This is a genomic window from Pseudomonas sp. CCI3.1 (genome assembly GCF_034313985.1).
GTDB classification, from domain to species: domain Bacteria; phylum Pseudomonadota; class Gammaproteobacteria; order Pseudomonadales; family Pseudomonadaceae; genus Aquipseudomonas; species Aquipseudomonas psychrophila.
Genome location: NZ_JAVIWO010000001.1, coordinates 4,208,209 through 4,230,831, shown reverse-complemented (window position 1 = coordinate 4,230,831; position 22,623 = coordinate 4,208,209). Strand labels below are relative to the sequence as shown.

The 22,623-nt window shown below is 56.9% G+C and carries 16 protein-coding genes; 13 read left to right on the top strand and 3 right to left on the bottom strand.

Annotation, left to right across the window (positions count from 1 at the left end; all coding sequences use genetic code 11):
- The first annotated feature begins 172 nt into the window (after positions 1 to 172).
- Together argF and RGV06_RS19375 are read left to right on the top strand one after the other, a co-directional pair.
- Entirely contained in the window at positions 173 to 1,093 is a 921-nt protein-coding gene (gene argF / locus RGV06_RS19380) for an ornithine carbamoyltransferase (protein WP_019823550.1), read from the top strand.
- Positions 1,090 to 2,199 carry an ABC transporter ATP-binding protein gene (locus tag RGV06_RS19375; protein ID WP_048351093.1) on the top strand — a complete coding sequence of 370 codons (1,110 nt, stop codon included), beginning with the start codon at positions 1,090 to 1,092 and terminating at the stop codon, positions 2,197 to 2,199. Before argF ends, RGV06_RS19375 begins: the two co-directional genes overlap by 4 nt.
- Positions 2,200 to 2,231: 32 nt before the next feature.
- On the opposite strand, the gene ybaK is transcribed toward RGV06_RS19375, so the two are convergent.
- The gene (gene ybaK / locus RGV06_RS19370; RefSeq protein WP_198820858.1) at positions 2,232 to 2,702 is read right to left on the bottom strand and encodes a Cys-tRNA(Pro) deacylase; all 471 of its coding nucleotides are present in this window, start codon (positions 2,700 to 2,702) and stop codon (positions 2,232 to 2,234) included.
- A gap of 370 nt (positions 2,703 to 3,072) precedes the next feature.
- On the opposite strand from ybaK, the gene RGV06_RS19365 reads away from it, so the two are divergent.
- The 11 genes from RGV06_RS19365 to RGV06_RS19315 all read left to right on the top strand — a co-directional run bounded on the left by RGV06_RS19365 (position 3,073) and on the right by RGV06_RS19315 (position 15,516).
- Positions 3,073 to 3,924, top strand: coding sequence for an MIP/aquaporin family protein (locus RGV06_RS19365; RefSeq protein WP_322150935.1), 852 nt, complete (start codon positions 3,073 to 3,075; stop codon positions 3,922 to 3,924).
- Positions 3,925 to 4,013: 89 nt separating this feature from the next.
- Entirely contained in the window at positions 4,014 to 5,519 is a 1,506-nt protein-coding gene (gene glpK, locus RGV06_RS19360) for a glycerol kinase GlpK (RefSeq protein WP_019823557.1), read from the top strand.
- 136 nt (positions 5,520 to 5,655) lie between these two features.
- On the top strand, positions 5,656 to 6,411 hold the full coding sequence (locus RGV06_RS19355) for a DeoR family transcriptional regulator (protein ID WP_019823558.1): 756 nt from the start codon (positions 5,656 to 5,658) through the stop codon (positions 6,409 to 6,411).
- Positions 6,412 to 6,587: 176 nt separating this feature from the next.
- Complete coding sequence (glpD, locus tag RGV06_RS19350; RefSeq protein WP_322150932.1) at positions 6,588 to 8,126, top strand: glycerol-3-phosphate dehydrogenase; 1,539 nt, start codon at positions 6,588 to 6,590, stop codon at positions 8,124 to 8,126.
- 385 nt (positions 8,127 to 8,511) lie between these two features.
- The gene (locus RGV06_RS19345; protein WP_322150930.1) at positions 8,512 to 9,441 is read left to right on the top strand and encodes a glutamate/aspartate ABC transporter substrate-binding protein; all 930 of its coding nucleotides are present in this window, start codon (positions 8,512 to 8,514) and stop codon (positions 9,439 to 9,441) included.
- Between the two features lie 203 nt (positions 9,442 to 9,644).
- Positions 9,645 to 10,391, top strand: coding sequence for an amino acid ABC transporter permease (locus RGV06_RS19340; protein WP_019823562.1), 747 nt, complete (start codon positions 9,645 to 9,647; stop codon positions 10,389 to 10,391).
- Positions 10,391 to 11,065: an amino acid ABC transporter permease gene (locus RGV06_RS19335; protein ID WP_019823564.1), complete on the top strand. Its 675-nt coding sequence runs from the start codon at positions 10,391 to 10,393 to the stop codon at positions 11,063 to 11,065. The genes RGV06_RS19340 and RGV06_RS19335 overlap by 1 nt, the downstream gene beginning before the upstream one ends.
- Positions 11,062 to 11,796, top strand: a complete 735-nt coding sequence (locus RGV06_RS19330; protein ID WP_048351096.1) for an amino acid ABC transporter ATP-binding protein — start codon at positions 11,062 to 11,064, stop codon at positions 11,794 to 11,796. The genes RGV06_RS19335 and RGV06_RS19330 overlap by 4 nt, the downstream gene beginning before the upstream one ends.
- A gap of 158 nt (positions 11,797 to 11,954) precedes the next feature.
- Positions 11,955 to 13,859 (top strand): sensor histidine kinase, encoded by a 1,905-nt coding sequence (locus RGV06_RS19325; protein WP_322150926.1) that lies wholly within the window; start codon positions 11,955 to 11,957, stop codon positions 13,857 to 13,859.
- The gene (locus tag RGV06_RS19320; protein WP_019823570.1) at positions 13,856 to 15,181 is read left to right on the top strand and encodes a sigma-54-dependent transcriptional regulator; all 1,326 of its coding nucleotides are present in this window, start codon (positions 13,856 to 13,858) and stop codon (positions 15,179 to 15,181) included. Before RGV06_RS19325 ends, RGV06_RS19320 begins: the two co-directional genes overlap by 4 nt.
- Before the next feature lie 8 nt (positions 15,182 to 15,189).
- The gene (locus tag RGV06_RS19315; RefSeq protein ID WP_173667420.1) at positions 15,190 to 15,516 is read left to right on the top strand and encodes a GlpM family protein; all 327 of its coding nucleotides are present in this window, start codon (positions 15,190 to 15,192) and stop codon (positions 15,514 to 15,516) included.
- A gap of 69 nt (positions 15,517 to 15,585) precedes the next feature.
- On the opposite strand, the gene RGV06_RS19310 is transcribed toward RGV06_RS19315, so the two are convergent.
- Both RGV06_RS19310 and RGV06_RS19305 read right to left on the bottom strand, forming a co-directional pair.
- Positions 15,586 to 19,599 (bottom strand): neuraminidase-like domain-containing protein, encoded by a 4,014-nt coding sequence (locus tag RGV06_RS19310; protein WP_322150924.1) that lies wholly within the window; start codon positions 19,597 to 19,599, stop codon positions 15,586 to 15,588.
- A gap of 14 nt (positions 19,600 to 19,613) precedes the next feature.
- A complete protein-coding gene (locus RGV06_RS19305; RefSeq protein WP_322150922.1) occupies positions 19,614 to 22,460 on the bottom strand; it encodes a Tc toxin subunit A in 2,847 nt (948 codons plus the stop codon).
- Between the last annotated feature and the right edge of the window lie 163 nt (positions 22,461 to 22,623).

Below are 22,623 nucleotides of genomic sequence, written 5' to 3'. Positions count from 1 at the left end.
TCGCTCAAACCTCTATACACGTGACCCTTATTGGCAAGACGCGACATTTCCTTATAAGATCGCGCCTTCCCCTATTTCGTCGCCCCGTGCGGCTTTCGCCGCAGGTCTCGCCCGTTTTTCCGAAAACCCCGGCTTTGAGCATCTGCGGTCGTTGCAAAAAAGGTAGTTAATGATGAGCGCAAGGCACTTTCTCTCCCTGATGGATTGCACGCCCGAAGAGCTAGTCAGCGTGATTCGTCGCGGTATCGAGCTGAAGGACCTGCGTCAACGCGGCGTTCTCTTCGAACCTCTGAAAGGTCGCGTTCTGGGCATGATTTTCGAGAAATCATCGACCCGTACCCGCCTGTCATTTGAAGCCGGCATGATCCAGCTGGGTGGTCAGGCCATTTTTCTGTCGCCACGTGATACCCAATTGGGTCGTGGCGAGCCGATTGGCGACTGCGCCATCGTGATGTCGCGCATGCTAGACGCCGTCATGATTCGTACCTTCGCCCACAGTACCCTTACCGAGTTTTCGGCCAATTCCCGCGTACCGGTCATCAACGGTCTGTCAGACGATCTGCACCCGTGCCAGTTGCTGGCTGACATGCAAACCTTCCAGGAACATCGCGGATCGATCAAGGGTAAAACCGTGGCCTGGATCGGAGACGGCAACAACATGTGCAACAGCTATATAGAAGCGGCTATCCAGTTTGACTTCCAGCTACGCGTTGCCTGCCCTGAAGGCTATGAGCCCAATCCTCAGTTTGTGGCTCAAGCCGGTGATCGCGTCACGATCGTTCGCGACCCGCGTGATGCCGTAATTGGCGCCCACTTAGTCAGCACTGATGTGTGGACCTCCATGGGCCAGGAAGAAGAAACCGCCAAGCGTCTGCAGTTGTTTGCCCCGTACCAGGTCAATCGTGCCCTGCTCGACCTCGCTGCCGACGACGTGCTGTTCATGCACTGTCTTCCAGCCCACCGCGGCGAAGAAATCAGCCTCGATTTGCTGGATGACCCGCGCTCCGTGGCGTGGGATCAAGCTGAAAACCGCCTGCATGCGCAAAAGGCGCTGCTCGAATTCCTTGTCCAACCGGCGTATCAACCCGCATGAGTCAGCCGTTATTGCTCAACCTTAGCGATCTGGCCTGTGGCTATCAGGGCCAGAGCGTCGTACAAAACCTCAACCTGCACCTCAATGCCGGCGATATTGGCTGCTTGCTGGGCTCCTCGGGCTGTGGCAAAACCACCACTCTGCGCGCGATTGCCGGTTTTGAGCCGGTACATCAAGGTGAAATCCGGCTGGCGGGTGAAGTCATCTCCAGTGCCGGATTTACCTTGGCCCCAGAGAAACGTCGTATCGGTATGGTATTTCAGGACTACGCTCTCTTTCCGCACCTGAGCGTGGCCGACAACATAGCGTTCGGGATTCGCAAGCATCCAAACAAAGAGCGCGTGACCGAAGAGCTACTTGAACTGGTCAATCTCAAGAATCTCGGCAAGCGCTTCCCTCACGAGCTTTCCGGCGGTCAGCAGCAACGTGTCGCACTTGCACGCGCACTGGCGCCCGAGCCGCAATTACTCTTGCTGGATGAGCCGTTTTCCAACCTCGACGGCGAGTTGCGACGCAAGCTCAGCCATGAAGTGAGAGACATCCTGAAAGCCCGTGGCACCAGTGCGATTTTGGTGACACACGACCAGGAAGAAGCTTTCGCTGTGAGCGACCATGTCGGGGTCTTCAAGGAAGGGCGCCTTGAACAGTGGGATACGCCCTACAACCTCTATCACGAGCCACAGACACCGTTTGTGGCGAGCTTTATCGGTCAGGGCTACTTCATTCGGGGCCAGTTACTCAGCCCGGAATCGGTACAAACCGAACTGGGCGTTTTGCGCGGCAACCGTGCTTACACGTGGCCAACGGGCGGCGCAGTTGATGTATTACTGCGTCCTGACGATATCGTCTATGCACCGGACAGCGATTTGAAAGCCCGGATTATCGGCAAGACTTTCCTTGGTGCCTCGACCCTGTACCGCCTGCAACTGCCTACTGGCAGCCAGCTGGAGTCGATTTTTCCGAGCCACGCCGACCACCTGCCAGGTGCTCAAGTGGGCATTCGGGTTGCCGCGGAACACCTGGTGATGTTCCAAACCAGCGGCAGCATCGCTGCACAAATCCCGCCTTCCGAATCAGGTGTAAGGCGCTACAGTTCCGCCCAGTAATCCCTTGCAGGAGGGGCGGTGCGAGAATTCGTTTAAACCCGCCCTACCTCTGCAAACTGCGCCTGCGTATGCTCTGCCAGCACCCCAGGCGCCAGCTCCACTTCAAGTCCGCGTCGTCCGGCACTGACAAATACAGTCGCAAATCCTTCAGCACTTTTATCGATAAAGGTGCGTAGTCGCTTCTTCTGCCCCAACGGGCTGATCCCTCCCAACAGATATCCTGTTGACCGCTGAGCCGCCGCAGGGTCCGCCATTTCGACTTTCTTCACCCCAGCAGCGTGCGCAAGCGCTTTTAAATCAAGGCTTCCGACGACCGGTACAACGGCGACCAATAACTCGCCTTTTTCACTGCTGGCCAACAACGTCTTGAACACTTGAGCAGGCTCCAGGCCAAGCTTTTCTGCGGCCTCTAACCCGTAGGAGGCCGCTTTGGGGTCATGCTCATAGCTATGCACCCTATGTTCGGCACGAACTTTTTTCAGCAGATCCAGCGCAGGCGTCATGACAGCTCCAGTCTTGAATGAGGCAGTGAAATCCGATGGCAGATTTTAGGCTATTGGCCCTTAAAAAGGCGCTGACACGGGGCTTTGCGTTGAATTTTTAGCTGAAACGTTACACTTCCACCTACCAATTTGTAGTGTTTTCTTACAGAAAAACCAATACCAAACCCCTCCTCTAAAGTCAGAATATGAATACCCGTTCACTTTCGACCTTTGACAGCAGTGTTTCTTGTCTATATTTTTTCGAATCTGAATATACTCATACGACTTTGCCTGACCGCACAAATCTGAAATACGTATTTTTCCGGTCCAGGCTCAGGCGCACTGCCACCCTGATTGACGACGTCAAAAAACAACAATAATGAGGTTTCACATGTCGACTGCATCTCAGCACCCCACACTTTCAGGTCAGTGCTTGGCCGAGTTTCTCGGCACCGCACTACTCATCTTCTTCGGTACCGGTTGTGTTGCGGCTCTCAAGGTCGCGGGCGCCAGTTTTGGCTTATGGGAAATCAGCATCATCTGGGGCATCGGCGTCAGCATGGCGATTTACCTGACAGCAGGCGTTTCCGGCGCGCACCTGAACCCGGCCGTCAGCATCGCGCTGTGCCTGTTCACCGATTTCGAAAAACGCAAACTGCCCTTTTATATCCTTGCCCAAGTCGCAGGAGCCTTTTGCGCTGCAGCGTTGGTTTACACGCTCTACAGCAACCTGTTTTTCGATTACGAACAAGCGCATCAAATGGTTCGTGGCAGCCAGGCCAGCCTTGAGCTTGCATCGGTCTTCTCAACCTACCCGCACCCTTCGCTCACAATTCTGCAAGCCTTTCTCGTTGAAATGGTGATTACTGCCATCCTGATGGGCGTGATCATGGCCCTGACCGACGACAAGAACGGCTTGCCACGCGGTGCATTGGCTCCCCTGCTGATCGGCCTGCTGATTGCCGTCATCGGAAGCTCGATGGGGCCGCTGACCGGTTTTGCGATGAACCCCGCGCGTGATTTCGGGCCTAAACTGATGACTTTCTTTGCAGGCTGGGGTGAAATTTCGTTCACTGGCGGACGCGACATCCCTTATTTCCTGATTCCAATATTTGCACCGATCGTGGGCGCTTGCCTGGGCGCGGCCATTTATCGCGGGTTAATTGCTCGCCATCTGCCTGACGCTGCCCCTGTAGCCGCCGATACCCAGACTGCTGCGCAAGTGAAAACCCAAGCTTCCTGATATCGACTTATGAAACGGGGCGCACGAGACCAACTGCCCGTTACCTGTCTCGCGCCCCCAACCTCCCTCATTCTGCAAGGCAATTTCAAATGACCGACATCCAGAATAAGAACTACATCATTGCGCTAGACCAAGGCACAACCAGTTCGCGAGCGATCATCTTCGATCGTGACGCCAACGTGGTGTGCACCGCGCAACGTGAGTTTCAACAGCACTACCCGCAACCGGGCTGGGTTGAACATGACCCAATGGAAATTTTCGCCACCCAAAGCGCCGTGATGGTCGAAGCCTTGGCCCAAGCCGGCTTGCATCACGACCAGGTAGCCGCCATCGGCATCACCAACCAGCGTGAAACCACCGTTGTATGGGACAAAGTCAGCGGTCGCCCTATCTACAACGCCATCGTCTGGCAGTGCCGCCGCAGCACTGAAATCTGCGAGCAGCTCAAGCGCGAAGGTCACGAGCAGTACATCAGCGACACCACAGGCCTGGTGACCGACCCGTACTTCTCGGGCACCAAACTGAAATGGATCCTGGATAACGTTGAAGGCAGCCGTGAGCGTGCACGCAATGGCGAACTACTGTTCGGCACCGTCGACAGCTGGCTGATCTGGAAATTTACCGGCGGCAAAACCCACGTCACCGACTACACCAATGCCTCACGCACCATGCTCTTCAACATCCACACCCTGGAGTGGGATGCCAAGATGCTGGAAGTGCTGGATATCCCGCGCGAAATGCTGCCTGAAGTGAAGTCGTCTTCAGAAATCTACGGCCGCACCAAAAGCGGTATCGCCATTGGCGGCATTGCAGGCGACCAGCAAGCAGCGCTGTTTGGTCAAATGTGTGTCGAACCCGGCCAGGCCAAGAACACCTATGGCACTGGTTGCTTCCTGCTAATGAACACCGGGTCCAAAGCCGTCAAATCGACCCACGGCATGTTGACCACCATTGCATGCGGCCCTCGGGGCGAAGTTGCCTACGCACTCGAAGGCGCCGTGTTCAACGGTGGCTCCACGGTTCAATGGCTGCGCGATGAGCTGAAGATCATTAACGACGCCCATGACACCGAATATTTCGCCGGCAAGGTCAAAGACAGCAACGGTGTGTACCTGGTACCGGCGTTCACCGGCCTCGGCGCCCCTTACTGGGACCCGTATGCCCGTGGAGCTCTGTTCGGCCTGACTCGCGGCGTTCGCGTTGACCACATCATTCGTGCAGCGCTTGAGTCGATTGCCTACCAGACACGCGACGTGCTGGACGCCATGCAGCAGGACTCCGGCGAACGCCTCAAGGCCCTGCGCGTAGACGGTGGTGCCGTAGCCAACAACTTCCTGATGCAATTTCAGGCAGACATTCTCGGCACTCAGGTTGAACGCCCGCAAATGCGCGAAACCACCGCATTGGGCGCGGCCTACCTGGCCGGTCTGGCCTGCGGCTTCTGGGGCAGCCTGGATGAGTTGCGCGGCAAGGCCGTGATCGAGCGCGAATTCGAACCTGCGCTGGACGAAGCCAGCAAAGAGAAGCTCTATGCCGGCTGGAAAAAAGCCGTGAGCCGTACTCGCGACTGGGAACCCCACGAAGAAAGCAACTAATCCTCCAAGGCAATAAAAACTGCGGGCGCCACTGGCGCCCGCAGTTGCTTCAAGACTTGATGACACCTGCGAGTAGCAGGCGGCGCTTTCCTGCGGCATCATGGGCGAATTTGCTTCGCCGCCCAAAGGAAACTCCATGAATCTGCCTCCACGCCAGCAGCAGATCCTCGAACTCGTACGCGAGCGCGGTTATGTCAGCATCGAGGAAATGGCTCAGTTGTTCGTCGTCACACCGCAGACCATTCGCCGTGACATCAATCAACTGGCAGAAGCCGATCTGCTACGCCGTTACCACGGTGGAGCCGCCTATGACTCCAGCGTTGAAAACACTGCCTACGCCATGCGCGCAGATCAGATGCGCGACGAAAAGCGCCGTATTGGCGAAGCCATCGCTGCCCAGATCCCTGATCACGCCTCGATTTTCATCAACATCGGCACCACAACCGAGTCGATTGCACGGGCGCTACTCAATCACAACCACCTCAAAATCATCACCAATAACCTGCACGTGGCTTCGATCCTGAGCGCCAAGGATGACTTTGAAGTCCTGATCGCAGGCGGCAACGTACGCCGTGATGGCGGTATCGTGGGCCAGGCCAGTGTCGACTTCATCAACCAGTTCAAGTTCGACTTTGCACTGGTAGGCATTAGCGGCATCGACTCAGACGGCAGCCTGCTTGACTTCGACTATCAGGAAGTGCGCGTATCTCAGGCAATTATTGCCAACGCCAGGCAAACCATCCTGGCTGCCGACTCCAGCAAGTTCGGCCGAAATGCGATGGTACGCCTGGGCCCGATAACCCTGATTGATTGCCTGGTCACCGATCAGCCACCTGTGCCCGAACTCGCGCAACTCCTTGCTCAAAACAAGATTCGCCTGGAAGTCGTGTAACCAGCCCACAGGTTCAACTCCCGACTCTAAATGTTCGATATTTTTCTTTTAGACCCCCTTCGATGAGTTTTTTCAATCGAAAGGCGCTGGCCTCGTACGTCTTTATCCGCTAATATTTTCGAAAATGAACATTAATGTTCACATTCAAATATGCGTAAAGAACGCGAGGCCCATTTATGTCCCTGACCACCTTGCCTGCCACCCCCCTCGCTGAGGTTTACGACGTTGCTGTGATTGGCGGCGGAATCAATGGCGTCGGGATTGCGGCAGACGCAGCCGGTCGCGGCTTATCTGTGTTTCTTTGCGAAAAAGACGATCTGGCCAGCCACACCTCGTCAGCCAGCAGCAAGCTGATCCACGGCGGTTTGCGCTACCTCGAACATTACGAGTTCCGTCTGGTACGAGAAGCTCTGGCTGAGCGCGAAGTGTTGTTGTCCAAAGCTCCGCACATCGTCAAACCGATGCGTTTTGTATTGCCCCACCGCCCGCACCTGCGCCCGGCGTGGATGATCCGTGCCGGGTTGTTCCTGTATGACCACTTGGGCAAGCGCGAAAAACTTGCAGGCTCCACCAGTCTCAAGTTTGGTGCGGACAGCCCACTGAAAGCAGAAATCACCAAAGGTTTTGAATACTCCGACTGCTGGGTCGATGACGCTCGCCTGGTCGTACTTAACGCTATGGCTGCGCGGGAAAAAGGCGCACATGTTCACACTCAGACTCGTTGTGTCGGCGCGCGTCGTAATAAAGGGCTGTGGGAACTGAATCTGGAACGCGCTGATGGCAGCCTGTTTTCCATTCGCAGCAAAGCCATGGTCAATGCTGCAGGCCCTTGGGTCGCCAAATTCATCAAGGATGACTTGAAGCTGGACTCGCCTTACGGCATTCGCCTGATCCAGGGCAGCCACCTCATAGTGCCCAAGCTTTACGACGCGCCTAATGCGTTCATCCTGCAAAACGAAGACCAACGGATTGTGTTCACCATCCCGTACATGGATCAGTTCACCATCATCGGTACGACCGACCGTGAATACACAGGTGATCCGGCCAAAGTGAGCATCACCGAAGAAGAAACCGACTACCTGCTGAATGTGGTCAACGCCCACTTCAAACAGCAAGTAAGCCGCAGCGACATCCTGCGCACTTATTCAGGCGTGCGTCCGCTGTGTAACGACGAGTCAGACAACCCTTCGGCCGTGACACGGGATTACACCCTGGCGTTGTCCGGCGTACCGGGCGAGGCCCCGCTGCTGTCCGTGTTCGGGGGCAAGCTGACCACTTACCGCAAGTTGGCCGAATCGGCCATGGCCCAACTGACCCCGTATTTCACCCAGATCAAACCGAGCTGGACCGCCAGCGCGACATTACCGGGCGGTGAAGACATGACCACCCCCAATGCCCTCAGCGCAGCCCTCATCAGCAAGCACAGCTGGCTGGATGCAGCGATTGCCAAGCGTTGGGCAATCACCTATGGCAACCGTTCATGGCGCTTGCTGGATGGCGTACAAGGCCTGAGCGACATGGGCGAGCATATCGGCAGCGGTCTCTACAGCCGTGAAGTCGATTACCTGTGCAATCAGGAATGGGCACTGGATGCACAGGACATTCTGTGGCGCCGGACCAAACTGGGCCTGTTCACCACTGCTGAAGAACAGGCACATCTGGCCCAGTACATGGCCACCCTTAACCTGAAACACCGCAAGGTAGAAGCAGCTTAAGCCCCTCTCCCGCTCCCGCAGGTTTCACATTTCCTGAGGGAGCGGCGGCTCTACAATTCAAGTTGCCAGCAGTGCATTCGGCTCGACCTGCTACAAATCCCGAGCCACGTATCACGAGTGACCAGCCCGTCTTTCATTCGGTTTTCCGAACACCTGCCCCTGCATGATTCGGCTTTCCGGGCACACCTGCATTTAAGGCCCTTCTTCAAAACGATTTAAATCCATATAAATCAGTGTGTTAGTCATAAATTCAATGTCTGGCACGACTCATGCTCTACACTCTGGACCGAATGCTTTAACAGAGCGTTTAGTCTGTTGAGACATTCGAAGTACAAAAGGGCCCACAAACGGGCTCAATAAAAAAAACAATGTCGAGGAAACACCGATGCGCATCGTTCCGCAACTTTTGGGCGCAGCAATTGCTGCAGCTCTGATTAGCACTCCAGTTTTTGCAGCCGAATTGACCGGCACACTGAAGAAAATCAAAGAATCCGGCACCATCACCCTTGGGCATCGTGACTCCTCCATTCCGTTCTCCTACATCGCGGACGCTTCCGGCAAGCCGGTTGGCTACTCCCACGATGTACAGCTGGCAATCGTAGATGGGCTGAAAAAACAGCTCGACATGCCGAACCTCAAGATCAAGTACAACCTGGTCACCTCCCAGACCCGTATCCCGCTGGTACAGAACGGCACCGTTGACGTTGAATGCGGTTCCACTACCAACAACGTGGAGCGCCAGCAGCAAGTCGACTTCTCGGTCGGCATCTTCGAGATCGGCACCCGCCTGCTGTCCAAAAAGGACTCGCCTTACAAGGACTTCGCTGACCTGAAAGGCAAGAACGTCGTAACCACCGCGGGCACCACCTCAGAGCGCATCCTCAAGGCGATGAACGCCGACAAGCAGATGGGCATGAACGTGATCTCGGCAAAAGACCACGGCGAAGCGTTCAACATGCTTGAGTCGGGCCGCGCTGTTGCTTTCATGATGGACGACGCCCTGCTGGCCGGTGAAATGGCCAAGGCCAAGAAGCCAACCGACTGGGCCGTTACCGGTACTCCACAGTCGTACGAAATCTACGGCTGCATGGTTCGTAAAGGCGATCCAGAATTCAAGAAAGCAGTGGATGACGCCATCGTCGCCTACTACAAGTCGGGCAAGATCAACGACACCTACAACACCTGGTTCCAGTCGCCTATTCCTCCAAAAGGCCTGAACCTGATGTTCCCGATGAGCGATGAGCTCAAGGCGCTGATCGCCAATCCGACCGACAAAGCGGCAGACGACAAACCAGCAGAAGAAAAGAAATCCTGATTTCTGGACGTTGATACTCCCGGGCGTGACTCGTCACGCTCGGGAGTTGCCGAGCACCTTTGTACTAAGCTTCTTATTGCATTAGAGAACACTCGAACCGCTAGTTATCGAGCGGGTTTTGTGTGCCCGACGACACTGTCGGGTGAGAACGGATTCCCTGAAGCAAGTGCTTGTTTATAGACCCATCTGAGGGGAGACCCTGCATGAATTACAACTGGGACTGGACCGTATTCTTCAAGTCCACCGGCGTAGGCAGCGAGACGTATCTCGACTGGTTTATTTCCGGATTGGGCTGGACCATCGCAATCGCTGTCGTCGCCTGGATTGTCGCCTTGATCCTGGGTTCGCTGCTGGGCGTCATGCGCACACTGCCGAACCGTTTCATCGCGGGCATCGCCACCGTTTACGTGGAAATCTTCCGCAACGTTCCACTGCTGGTGCAACTGTTTATCTGGTACTTCCTGGTACCCGATCTGCTGCCACCTGATTTGCAGGAGTGGTACAAACAAGACCTCAACCCGACTACCTCGGCCTACCTGAGCGTTGTCGTGTGCCTGGGCCTGTTTACCGCCGCACGGGTTTGCGAGCAGGTGCGTACCGGTATCGAGGCGCTGCCCCGAGGCCAGGAAGCTGCCGCTCGGGCCATGGGCTTCAGCATGTCGCAAATCTACTGGAACGTGCTGCTGCCGCAAGCCTACCGGATCATCATTCCACCGCTCACCTCCGAGTTCCTGAACGTGTTCAAGAACTCCTCCGTGGCCTCGTTGATCGGCTTGATGGAACTGCTGGCACAAACCAAACAGACCGCCGAATTTTCCGCCAACCTGTTTGAAGCCTTCACCCTGGCAACCTTGATCTACTTCACCCTGAACATGAGCCTGATGTTGCTGATGCGCATGATCGAGAAGAAAGTAGCGGTGCCCGGCCTGATGTCTCTGGGGGGTAAATAATGGACTTCTTCGATTTCAGCGGCATCGTCCCTGCCCTGCCAGGCCTGTGGAACGGCATGATCATGACCTTGAAGCTCATGGTCATGGGCGTCGTCGGTGGTGTGGCCCTGGGCACAGTACTGGCATTGATGCGTTTGTCGTCAAGCAAGTGGATGGCCAACCTGGCCGGCGCTTACGTGAACTACTTCCGCTCGATCCCGCTACTGCTGGTGATCACCTGGTTCTATCTGGCCGTGCCTTTCGTGCTGCGCTGGATCACTGGCAAAGACACCCCGATCGGCGCTTTTGAGTCGTGCCTGGTGGCCTTCGTCATGTTCGAAGCTGCCTACTTTTGCGAAATCGTGCGAGCTGGCGTACAGGCCATTCCCAAAGGCCAGATGGGTGCAGCCAAAGCACTGGGCATGAGTTACGGCCAGGCCATGCGCCTGATCATCCTGCCACAGGCCTTTCGCAAAATGACTCCATTGCTGCTGCAACAGAGCATTATCCTGTTCCAGGACACCTCACTGGTCTATACCGTCGGCCTGGTGGACTTCCTCAATGCCTCGCGCTCCAGTGGCGACATTATCGGCCGCTCCAATGAGTTCCTGATCTTCGCCGGTCTGGTGTATTTCATCATCAGCTTTTCCGCCTCGCTGCTGGTCAAGCGTCTGCAAAAAAGGTTTGCCGTATGATCTCGATCAAGAACATCAACAAGTGGTACGGGGACTTCCAGGTACTGACCGATTGCAGTACCGAAGTCAAAAAGGGCGAAGTGGTCGTGGTATGCGGCCCGTCCGGCTCGGGCAAGTCGACCCTGATCAAATGCGTCAATGCCCTTGAACCGTTCCAGAAAGGCGACATTAGCGTTGACGGCACATCCATTGCCGACCCGAAGACCAACCTGCCAAAACTGCGTTCGCGGGTTGGCATGGTGTTCCAGCATTTCGAACTGTTCCCGCACATGACCATCACCGAAAACCTGACCATTGCTCAGGTCAAGGTGCTGGGTCGCAGCAAGGCCGAAGCCACTAAAAAAGGCCTCGAACTGCTGGAGCGGGTCGGTCTGTCGGCCCATGCCCATAAACACCCAGGCCAGTTGTCCGGTGGTCAGCAACAGCGTGTGGCCATTGCCCGAGCCTTGGCCATGGATCCGATCGTCATGCTGTTTGACGAACCGACCTCGGCGCTCGACCCGGAAATGGTTAACGAAGTACTCGACGTGATGGTGCAACTGGCCAACGAAGGCATGACCATGATGTGTGTAACCCACGAAATGGGTTTTGCACGCAAGGTAGCCGACCGTGTGATCTTTATGGACCAAGGCAAAATCGTCGAAGACTGCGAAAAAGAAGAGTTCTTCGGCGATGTATCTGCCCGCTCCGAGCGTGCCCAGCACTTCCTCGCCAAGATCCTGCAGCACTAAATTTGGTGCAAACCAAATACCTGTAGTCGCTGCCGAAGGCTGCGAAGGGGGCCACAGCCCCCGTTTTCTGGATACCACAGGGTATTCTTCGCAGCCTGCGGCAGCGACTACGGGTCTCGCAACCCCCTTTGCGCAGTGGTTGACCCAAGGCATCTGTGATGAAATGCGACCCCACTCTTTATCGCGGTGCTCCGCCCTCACTTGCCGTGAAACCTCGTCTACTCCGCCATTTCCTGCTGCCGTTGCTGATCATCCTGATGACGATCGGCCTGGGTTACGCGGGCTATCGCATCAGTGAACACTTCGGTATTCGCACGCTGAGCGAAACCGGCGAACGCCAGCTTGAGCTCCACGCCCGTACCGTTGAAAGCGAACTGGGCAAATACACCTACCTGCCCAGCCTGCTGGAACTGGAATCCAGTGTTTCCCGCTTGCTGGCTGATCCGAGCGTGCAGAACCGGGTCGCCGTCAATCAGTACCTTGAAGGCCTTAACCGCCGCAGCCGCAGCCGGGCGATCTATGTGCTCGACACTACTGGCCGCGTGATGGCTACCAGTAACTGGCGTGATACCGACAGCTATCTGGGTGAAGACCTGTCATTTCGCGCCTACTTCCAGGACGCTGTGCGCGGCCAGCCGGGGCGTTTCTACGGGATTGGCAGCACCTCGGGTGAACCCGGCTACTACCTGGCTCACGGCCTCGAAGAACAAGGCAAGATCATTGGCGTCGCTGTGATCAAGGTCCGCCTCGAAGCCCTTGAAGAACGCTGGCAACGCGCTCGCCTCGAAGCCTATGTGAGCGACGAGAACGGCATCATCATTCTGTCCAGCGATCCCACCAGACGCCTTAAATCAATCCGCCCACTCAGCCCCGAAACCAAGGAGCGACTGGCACGCAGCCTTCAATACTACTGGTGGCCGCTTAATGAACTGGAACCTCTGGAGCGCGAAAACCTGGCGACCGGGGTAGAAAAAGTCACCTTTGCCAATAACAATCAGGTCGTTACCGACCAACAGGAAGTCAGCTATCTGGCGCAAACCCGCAAGCTTAATGACACGCCCTGGGACATCACCCTGCTTTCGCCATTACAAGATCTGCGCCGTGAAGCCGCGAATCAGGGGACGTTGGTTGCTGTTGCCTTTGCCTTGCTGGCGTTTCTACTGATTGCCTGGAATGAACGGCGCAAAGTGATAGCCACCCGGCTGGCGGCTCGCGAAGCCCTGCAAGAAGCCAACAACCAGCTGGAACGCAAGATTACCGAGCGCACCACCCACTTGCGGGCCAGCAACGAACGGCTCAAAGGCCAGATCCGAGAACGACGCCAGGCTGAAGACACCTTGCGTCGGGCCCAGGATGAACTGGTACAGGCAGGTAAACTGGCGGCCATCGGGCAGATGTCCACCAGCATTGCCCATGAACTGAATCAGCCCCTTGCAGCATTGCGCACACTGTCAGGCAATACCGTGCGCTTTCTTGAGCGCGGAGACCTCAAGGTCGCCGCCGACAATTTGAGCACCATCAACAACCTGGTCGATCGCATGGGCCGCATCACCGCCAACCTGCGTTCGTTTGCACGCCGTGGCGATGACCAGGGCCAGGCCAGCCTGGGCAAGGCTGTCGACGCGGCCCTGCAGCTGCTCGCCAGCCGCATGGAAGAATCCGGCGTGCAGCTTCATCGAGAGCTCAATGATGTGGCACTGAAGATTGACCAGACCCGACTGGAACAAATTCTGGTCAACCTGATCGGTAACGCACTGGACGCCATGCAGGGTCACACAGCATCGCCACAGCTTTGGCTAGAGGGCGAGTTCAATGACAGCAAATATCGCCTTCGAGTCCGCGATAACGGCCCCGGGATCGACCCCGAAGCCCGCAAACATCTCTTCGAACCGTTCTTCACCACCAAACCCGGCGAACAGGGCCTGGGCCTGGGCTTGACCCTGTCAGCCAGCCTGGCCGCAGCCGCTGGCGGCAACCTCAGCGTCGAGTTCCCGGTCAGTGGTGGTGTCGCATTTGTCCTTCTTTTACCGCTGGTGCAATCCGCCAAGGCCGAGCCGATATGAATAACGACCTGACCGTCCTGATCGTTGAAGACGATCCCCACGTCCTGCTCGGATGCCAACAGGCACTGGCACTCGAGGACATTCGCAGCGAAGGCGTCAGCAGTGCCGAGCAGGCGCTGGCGTTGGTAGGCGACAACTTCCCCGGCATCGTCATCAGTGACATTCGCTTGCCCGGGATCGATGGCCTGGAATTGCTCAAGCGTCTCAAGGCCCGCGACCGCAGCCTGCCGGTGGTACTCATCACAGGCCATGGCGATATTTCCATGGCGGTGGGCGCCATGCGCGACGGCGCCTATGACTTTATGGAAAAACCCTTTTCCCCGGAGCGGCTGGTGGATGTGGCCCGCCGTGCGCTGGAACAACGTAGCCTGGCCCGGGAAGTCTGGTCGCTGCGTCGCCAGCTGGCCGAACGCGACTCCCTCGAAGGGCGGATCATCGGGCGCTCGCCTGCCATGCAGCAGTTGCGTGAATTGATTGCCAACGTCGCCGATACCTCAGCGAACGTATTGATTGAAGGCGAAACGGGCACAGGCAAAGAGTTGGTCGCCCGATGTCTGCACGACTTCAGCCGACGCCATCCCCAGCAGTTTGTGGCACTTAACTGCGGCGGTTTGCCGGAAAACCTGTTTGAAAGCGAGATTTTCGGCCACGAAGCCAACGCCTTCACCGGTGCAGGCAAACGCCGCATTGGCAAAATCGAACACGCCGATGGCGGCACACTGTTTCTCGACGAAGTCGAGAGCATGCCGATCAACCTGCAAATCAAGCTGCTGCGGGTATTGCAGGAACGCACCCTGGAGCGCCTGGGTTCCAACCAGAGCATCGACGTGGATTGCCGTGTAATCGCGGCCACCAAGTCCGACCTCGATCAACTGAGCAAAGCCAGCCAGTTCCGTAGCGACCTGTATTACCGCCTGAACGTCGTCACCCTTGAACTGCCGCCCCTGCGCGAGCGCCGCGAAGATATCCTGCAGTTGTTCGAGTACTTCTTGCAGCAATCGTCCCTGCGTTTCGACCGAGCCGCCCCTGAACTGGACAACCAGACCGTGTCCAGCCTGATGAGCCATGACTGGCCGGGCAACGTGCGTGAACTGCGCAACGTGGCCGAGCGTTTCGCCCTGGGCCTGCCGGCCTTTAAAAAGTCCGGAGGCAGCGCGGCACAGGGGCTGGGGTTTTCCGAGGCGGTTGAGGCGTTCGAGCGCAACCTGCTCAATGACGCGTTGCAACGCAGCGGCGGCAACCTGACCCAAGCCAGCCTGGAGCTGGGCATGGCCAAGACCACCCTGTTCGACAAAGTCAAAAAATACGGGATCGCTCACTGATGGATTTGATTCTCAAAGCGGCTTTGGGCGCTGGCGTCGTGATCATTCTCGCGATGCTGGCCAAGACCAAAAATTACTACATCGCGGGTTTGGTCCCGTTGTTCCCGACCTTTGCCCTGATTGCGCATTACATCGTCGGTAAAGGCCGCTCGGTGGACGACCTTAAAACCACCATTGTCTTTGGCATGTGGTCGATCATTCCTTACTTCGTCTACCTGGCAACCCTCTATGTGCTGGTGGACCGCATGCGGCTTGAGGCCTCATTGGCACTGGCCGCAGTGGCCTGGCTGATGGCCGCCACGGTACTGGTCAGTGTATGGGTGCGCTTGCACTGACTGCCCCATGTGGGAACGAGCCTGCTCGCTCCCACACAGAGTCTCTACACTGCTCCACACTGCGTACGCTCAACGGATCGTGTAACTCACATGCAGAATAATGTCGTTCAAACTGAGCAACATTGCCTGCTGGCCGCCTCGGGCATGTGGGAACACCAGTGAAAACTCTCCTTGGTCGACTGGCAACCCTTCAAAGGGCAGGTACTGACCATCGTTGAAGTCCAGCATGAACTGCCCGCTGTCATCCAGACCATGGGACAACGCCACTGCGCTGCAGCCACTGGCCAACTGATGCGCGCTGTTGTAGCGCAACACCGCCTGCACGTTTTCGTAAGGCCCCAACAGCGCCGGCAACGAAATGCTCAGGCTCTTGATCAAACGGCGGCTCCCAAGGTTAAGGCTCGCTGGATAGTCGTCCAGAATACTCAGGCTCTGCAGCTTGAAGGTCACGACCAGATTGTTGTCGCTGTCCACAACGGCCTCGACGGGCAGTTCGGTTTTTATGCGATCCACGACAGCCAGGCTATCGGGCGTCACCAGTTGGCGAATGGTGTCGATCAGTTGCGGGTCAAGGGTGCGCAACGAAGCTGTTTTGCGCACCTGCAAAGCACGCTGATCCCAACTCAAGTAAGCCGCCTCCATTTGCTGCAAGCTCAACAACTGGCTTTCGCCGGCCAGCAGCCCCTGATACAGATCACTCCAGTTGCCTGGGCGCAGGTAGTTTCGAGTGTCCTGGGTTTCCCAGCGCAAGCTGGTCTGGGCCTGTGTACACAGCGAAGACACCGTATCGTAGAGTTGATAGTACAAAGTGGACATACGCGCAGCCTGCCAATTGAACAGTGCCTGACCGGTGAAGCGGGTGTTCAGCACTTCGAGCACCGCATCGTTGTAGGCCTGTTCCATTTCAGTTTGTTGGCGTTGTTTTTCAGCCATCGCGATTTGTTCGTTGAGCGCCGCGATCTGGGTCGTGATCAACTCGCCCTCACGCCGTGCCTGATCACGCTGCAAGTCCCACTCTTGAAGCCGGCGACGGTACTGCTCGGAGCTGTCCAGCTTGACGGCTTCGCCCTGCTTCGCATTTGACGTCAGGCGTAACACATCACTGAAGGCATCGACCAGGCCACCGACCTCACCCCATCCGACTGCCATGCCCGCGACATTGGGCAGCAGATTAAGCCCACCTGCGGTGAGGCGTAGCACCCCAGAGGTGGTTTCAAGAAACACCGCCTCACTGCGCAGGTCCATCGCACGCTGCTCACTGGCGGAAATATTCTCCGAAAACAGCACGTCGTAATGTTGCTGGCGCGCCAGGGTCGCGGCCTGGGTGCCTTGCAGGCCCGACAGTGTGTGTCGCAACGCGGCCAAATTGGCCCCATGGGCTTCGCCCATCAGGGCCAGCAAGCCGCCTTGCTGGGTTTGTTGCAACACGTTTAATGCATCCGCATCGCGTCGCTCCAGCACGCCTTGCAGATTGGCGCCGAACTGGATCACCTGCTGCACAGCATTGCGCGCACGCTCCAGCAACACCATAAAGCGTTGCGGCCACAGAACCGGGGCGCCCCCGGCCTGCATGCCACCCGCGCCATCGCCAGCCAAACGAGCCAGCTGCAGCGCTTTGGGATCCACGGGGGTCTCGAACAACTCCAACGCCAACGGCTGACCGTCGATGGACAGATGACGACGCAGGTTATAAAGCCGCCCCTCAAAACGATCCCAGTAAGCCAGCACCGCACTGTCCACCGGCGGCCGGAACGGCCCATTAGCCACCATGATCTGCCGTGTTGAAGCGGGTGGCAGCAGCGCTGATTCCTCCTCCACCCATTGTTCCAGCTCCAGTAGCCGCAGGTTGGATGCGCTACTGGCAGCCTCAAGCGTCGGCGCATTCCACGCCAGCGCCAAGGGCAGTTCCGGACGCTTACCCAGCAATTGCAGGGCCTGCACGTACCACATTTTGGCCTCGCTCAAACTGTCGCGGGTTTGCTGGCGATACAACTGGTCCCCACGTGCCGCCAACAGCTCCAGCTCGCGCAAAAACACAGCCAGCTTGTAATTCATGGGGTCGGCAGTGGCGATCACGTCCGGGTCATCAGTATCGACCGGAGAAGAAGGGCCCCACGTCAAATCCTCTTGCAGCGGCCGTACATTGCAGTAGCGCGGCTTACCGCTGATCATTTGCAGTACGCCAGCAGCGTTTCGATAACCCGCCGGATCGAACAGGCGCCTGAACCAGCGATCGGCCTCATCGAAGCGCTGTTCAGCCAGTAGACGATTGGCAATCAAGAAGGGTGCGTGGAAGAACAGCTCCCAGGTGTACAGACCCACCCCACTCTCGAAACTGATTTTGCGATTGATTGTTGCGCCTTCGTACCCAGCCGGATCGATAAACATCTGCTGCACATCCCACGACAGCAGGGCATCTACCCCCACTAGCATTTTTTGTTCCAGCAAAGGTCCGGCCAGTGTGGTGAGCACGTATTCCTTATGGTTACCAGGCTTCGTGTAGAGCATTTGGGTGCGGCCAGCGCTGTTGAAGGCGGTAGGAATCCACAAGTTGGCTAAGGTGTCATAGTTGGTTATTACGGCCGGTGTGTCATGAGCGCTCCTCGCTACAACCATATTGGCTCTATATACATAGTTATAAAACTCTACAACATAAGAATGATCCCGTACAAAATCAGCAAACGATACAGACGTATTCATAATAAAAGTTTTCAAGCTAGGCGTCGTATTACAATCCTGGGAAAAGTGCACCTCACCCCCATGCAAAACCTTAATGGCGAACCACCCAGTCGTGTTATTACTGGCTTTTGAATTTATTGAAATTCTTAGATTCCCCCCCACATTGACAAACACGACATCCCCATAATAGGCAAACCCATAAGTATTTGAGTAGGAGAATACAAACGAACTAGTCGCCGAAAACTGATTGGCTGGAATGGCAGATGTAAAGAGCAAGGGCTGACGCACAAGAATATCAATATAACTTCCAAAGCTTAAATTCTTGTATGTAAAGTTTAATGTTACACCCCCCCCGGGTGAGTCGATCATCTGTAAAAGTTTGCTGAAGCGATACAAACTAATCCCCGTAGGGGTTTCAACAAACACACCCAACTCCGGCTCAATCGTCGTAGGGGCAGCACGCCGTAATTCAGCCGCAAAAACCTTAGAGGGATTATTGGTTAAAGGCCAGGCGCGCAGGCTCCATTGCCCGGAGGGCTTGAGGGTAGCAATCTGCAGTTCCTGCACCATCGTTGCGTGAGCTTCAGTGACCCCGTCGTTATCAGTTGCCGTGCCGCCGGCGGAATATTCATGCACGCACACGACATGCAAGCGATTGGCGAAGTACACAATCGACGGCACGGTGTTAGGCATCGGCTGCAGCGGCGCATCAATCTTGAGCCATTGGCTCCACGACGCAATATTGCGCACTTTGGCATTGGTGCCATGATCGGTCTTGTCCACACGGCGCCAATAATATTCACCGGGTGTACCGGGAATACTGCCCAGGAAATACGCCTCCCCCTTACTGCTTGCGGGTTCGACCTGATAACCACTGTCATAACGAATATCCAGCACTTTGCGCAGGCCACTCACATACTGGGTGAAGGCCTGCTCCACGCGCTCGTCGGTGATTCGCCCCTGGTTGATGGCGGTTTCCAGTTCTTCAAATAATTGAGTCTTGCTGTACCGCAACTCAGGGTCGATATAACTGGCCGGGTAATACATCAGCCGTTGCAAGCCAGCCCAGGAGGCATAACGTTTGTTATAGGCGTTCCAGCGACTGAAAAAACCGGTCTCGTTGGAGGCTTGTTGCATCGCGGGCAGATCCAGATTCGGTTCCAGCTGTTCGCGGCAGCGGTGCAAGTACAACTGGGCACTGGCCACGGCTTCGGCAATGCGGCTGGTTTTGATCTGCCCGGACACATTCGGATCGAGCAGCAGGTATTCATAAAGATCCTCGGCAGTCGTGATCTTGGCCGCCAGTGCGCCCAGACCTCGAAGGGGGATTACATGCTTAAGGTAATAAGGCACCAAAGCATCACGCCGGGATTCGTTAAGACCGGCCAATAATTTCTCGTTCATAGCGGTTCTCCCGGTTAGGCGTGTGCGGCGCCAATGATTTTGGCGGCGATCACGGTGAGCGTGGCCTGATCAACAACGGCGGTTCCAGTCAACTTGGCGACCCACGACATGTCCGTCGGGGACACGCCAAGGCGCTGGCTTAATTGCATGGTGTGCAGCAGGGGCAGCAGTGCCGCAAAACTGCGTGGCACGCTGGCGTTCATCAACACAAGGGTTTGCGTCAGGTCCCAGCCGTGCAGGTCGCTGAGCTGTTGCGCGGCCACTTCCAGTGTCAGCGCTGGATCCTGCGCTGCCGCGCGCAGAAGGAATGTTCGAGCCTCGGCCACCTCGACGACCAACACCTGTTGCCATTTACGATAGCGTGACAACAGCAGCAACAGCTCCAGGGTCAAGGCTGGGGCATTCAATTCGCCCGTCAGCGCTGAAGGTTTGCCCACGCCTGCAGGCAGCAGCACGTCCAGGTCCTGCTCGCCCAGCTGGGCCCAATGGCAGGCCTGGGCGAACTGGCGCATCAGGTAGGCGTATTGCACGGCTTGGGGCAGTTCATCCAGCGTGGCCACCCCCAGGCCGACACGCTCGATGTCAGCCCAGAAACTCAGCAGGTTGTAGCCTTGCAGGGTCGATGTCATTTCTTCGGCCACAGCGTCGACCCAGACCAGGGCGGCCGTGGCAATGTTGGGCTTAAGGTTGAACTCGGCACCGATATGACGCGCCAGTTGGGTGCGCAGCACCGCGTCTTCTGTCGCCTGCAAGGCGGCTTCGACCACTGCCCGTCCGCTCAGGGTGCTGTAGATATTTTCGATAAAGACCTGTAGCTCGGGGGTGGCCTGCACCGGATAGCGACGGCTGGTCAGAGCCATGAGCTGCTGGGGCTCGAGCTTGGCGTTGCGCATCCAGTCCACCAGATAGCCGGTGCGTATCAGCACGCCGAGGGCGACCTGGTTGGGTTGTGGCTGGGCCAGTGCCCGGACAATGGCATCGGGGTCGGCCAACTCATCCCAGAAGTGCAAAGCCTCAACCACGCTCAGGCCAAATACCCGAGGTATCGCCACCAGCCGGTAAAGCGCCGAAATCTGCTCCAGCCCCAGCACCGGCAGCACCTTGTTAGTGTCCATGGTCGGTAGAAACTGGGCCAGCACGATCAACGTGGCATCGTCGATCTTCAGCCCTTGGCACAGTCGGGCCCGTGCGCTCAGGGAAGGCGGGTTCTGGGTGGCTTGCTGAAAGTCGATATTGGCAAGGTCGATCAGGTCTTCATCGCCAAACAAGGAAGTAAAGAACGAAGACTGGCCGGCGCCATGGAAGGTGTTGAGCAAGCCCAGGCACGCGGCAAAACTGTCGACCGCCATGGCATAGCGTTGACGCAGCGGCAGGTATACCGCAAGCGCTTGCAGAGGCTGTGTCAGGGGGTGAACGGAAATAGTGTCACTGGCCTGGCAAACCAGCCAGTCCAGTTCTTCGAAAGACAGTTGCTTCACATGGCGATGCAAGCGAAAGATGCGGTTCAGGCGTTCAATGGCCCGACCGTTGCGGTTGTAAAAGCCACTGCTCGGAGGGCTATTGGTCGGCGCAGGTACCGGATGACCGACCGCGGCACCTACATACCAGTACAAGGGCTTGGCCGGGGACGGCGTGCCGTCTGTCCAGCCATTGATGTAGCGGGCGGCGTAGGTCTGGGGCAAGACTATTTCGGGAGCCGAGAGACTGAAGAAAGGCCCACTACCGAGTGCCGAAACAATCACGTCCACTGGAACCTGAAGCGCTGCCTGCAGGCCCGAGGCATATTCCATTTCGTTCAGTCTTGTTAACCCAAAATAGCGCATAACACCGGCCTCGCTGGTGTTTTGAGCTTGAGTCAAGATGGTTGCCAGCTCGGGCGACATCCCCAGCGCATCACGCGCATGGTTCACCGGCATCCTGCTGCTCCAGGCGAGCAGATTGGTCTCGTGTTTCAGTGCCTGGCCTTCGAAATCCCCCAGCACCGACCAGAGTTCAGCCGGGCTACTTTTGCGGGCGGCCATCCCCTGCAGGATCTGTTCGCTGGCATGGTTATAAGGCAGGTTCATTGGGTAAACCGAGGTACGCAGCAACTCGTCAACATTTCCGGTAACCCCGGCTTCCAGCACCTCCAGGGTCAATGCCAGCGTGCTGATTTCTTCGTTCAGGTTGGCGTCGCTCAGCAGCAGCGGGGCCAGATCAGGGCGCCGCAGGTTCAATTGCAGACCGCTAGTAGACGGATGCAAGGGCTTGGCCGCGCGATACAGATCCGTCAGATAGCTGGCCGGGGAAAACAACGAACCCACCGAGTCCGGATGGGCGAACCCGGTGGCGCTGGTTTGCTTGAACCAGGCCTCATAATTGCCGCTACCGCCGATCGAGCGATGTATCCCGTTGGGGTCTTCGGGCGGCTCCAGTTTGGTGAGTGCCTGCAACGCCGGGTTGCTTCGCGCGCACAACTGGGCATAGAGCCGAGTCAGTCCGGCGGCGCGGGCTTGAGCCTGGTCAAACAGCTCATCCACCTGCACTGGGTCCATGACTTGCGGCGTTCGGCTAAGGATTTTTGCCCGCACCAGCGCGGGACCCTCGCGCATCAGCTCGAACACGGAATCAAAACCTAACTCGGTGATCCGTTCGTGAAGTACGCGCAAGGCTTCGCGCTCAGCGGTATACCCTTCGGACTCTTGGTCCACCGGTGGTTCGTCGCCGATCACTGGCTTATCGTCAATGGGCGGATCATCACCTACAGGTATCACTTCAATCGGCGGCTCGCCTTCTTCGGTGAGAGAGGACGTCAGGTCATCGCTCGAACTGGCAGTGGCTTGCGTGGTTTCAGATTGTCCGGAAGTTTCTTTGCTCGCCATGACCATAACCTCAAGCTGTTTACACCCGCATTGACAGGAAATACCCCCAGACATCCACCACGGCAGTGGCCAGAAAACCGAGGACTTTGAGTCAGTGACTGACTCCCTTGAGAGTGATTACGCGCTTGGATGGGGGGGTTGCCTACTGTAAGAAATGACAGAG

What these genes read in the sequence shown, in the direction of transcription:
- RGV06_RS19310 (WP_322150924.1), bottom strand. Translation starts at nt 19,599, where the DNA reads ATGAACGAGAAATTATTGGCCGGTCTTAACGAATCCCGGCGTGATGCT.
- RGV06_RS19320 (WP_019823570.1), top strand. Translation starts at nt 13,856, where the DNA reads ATGAATAACGACCTGACCGTCCTGATCGTTGAAGACGATCCCCACGTC.
- RGV06_RS19345 (WP_322150930.1), top strand. Translation starts at nt 8,512, where the DNA reads ATGCGCATCGTTCCGCAACTTTTGGGCGCAGCAATTGCTGCAGCTCTG.
- ybaK (WP_198820858.1), bottom strand. Translation starts at nt 2,702, where the DNA reads ATGACGCCTGCGCTGGATCTGCTGAAAAAAGTTCGTGCCGAACATAGG.
- glpK (WP_019823557.1), top strand. Translation starts at nt 4,014, where the DNA reads ATGACCGACATCCAGAATAAGAACTACATCATTGCGCTAGACCAAGGC.
- RGV06_RS19305 (WP_322150922.1), bottom strand. Translation starts at nt 22,460, where the DNA reads ATGGCGAGCAAAGAAACTTCCGGACAATCTGAAACCACGCAAGCCACT.
- RGV06_RS19340 (WP_019823562.1), top strand. Translation starts at nt 9,645, where the DNA reads ATGAATTACAACTGGGACTGGACCGTATTCTTCAAGTCCACCGGCGTA.
- RGV06_RS19325 (WP_322150926.1), top strand. Translation starts at nt 11,955, where the DNA reads ATGAAATGCGACCCCACTCTTTATCGCGGTGCTCCGCCCTCACTTGCC.
- glpD (WP_322150932.1), top strand. Translation starts at nt 6,588, where the DNA reads ATGTCCCTGACCACCTTGCCTGCCACCCCCCTCGCTGAGGTTTACGAC.
- RGV06_RS19375 (WP_048351093.1), top strand. Translation starts at nt 1,090, where the DNA reads ATGAGTCAGCCGTTATTGCTCAACCTTAGCGATCTGGCCTGTGGCTAT.
- RGV06_RS19335 (WP_019823564.1), top strand. Translation starts at nt 10,391, where the DNA reads ATGGACTTCTTCGATTTCAGCGGCATCGTCCCTGCCCTGCCAGGCCTG.
- argF (WP_019823550.1), top strand. Translation starts at nt 173, where the DNA reads ATGAGCGCAAGGCACTTTCTCTCCCTGATGGATTGCACGCCCGAAGAG.
- RGV06_RS19330 (WP_048351096.1), top strand. Translation starts at nt 11,062, where the DNA reads ATGATCTCGATCAAGAACATCAACAAGTGGTACGGGGACTTCCAGGTA.
- RGV06_RS19355 (WP_019823558.1), top strand. Translation starts at nt 5,656, where the DNA reads ATGAATCTGCCTCCACGCCAGCAGCAGATCCTCGAACTCGTACGCGAG.
- RGV06_RS19365 (WP_322150935.1), top strand. Translation starts at nt 3,073, where the DNA reads ATGTCGACTGCATCTCAGCACCCCACACTTTCAGGTCAGTGCTTGGCC.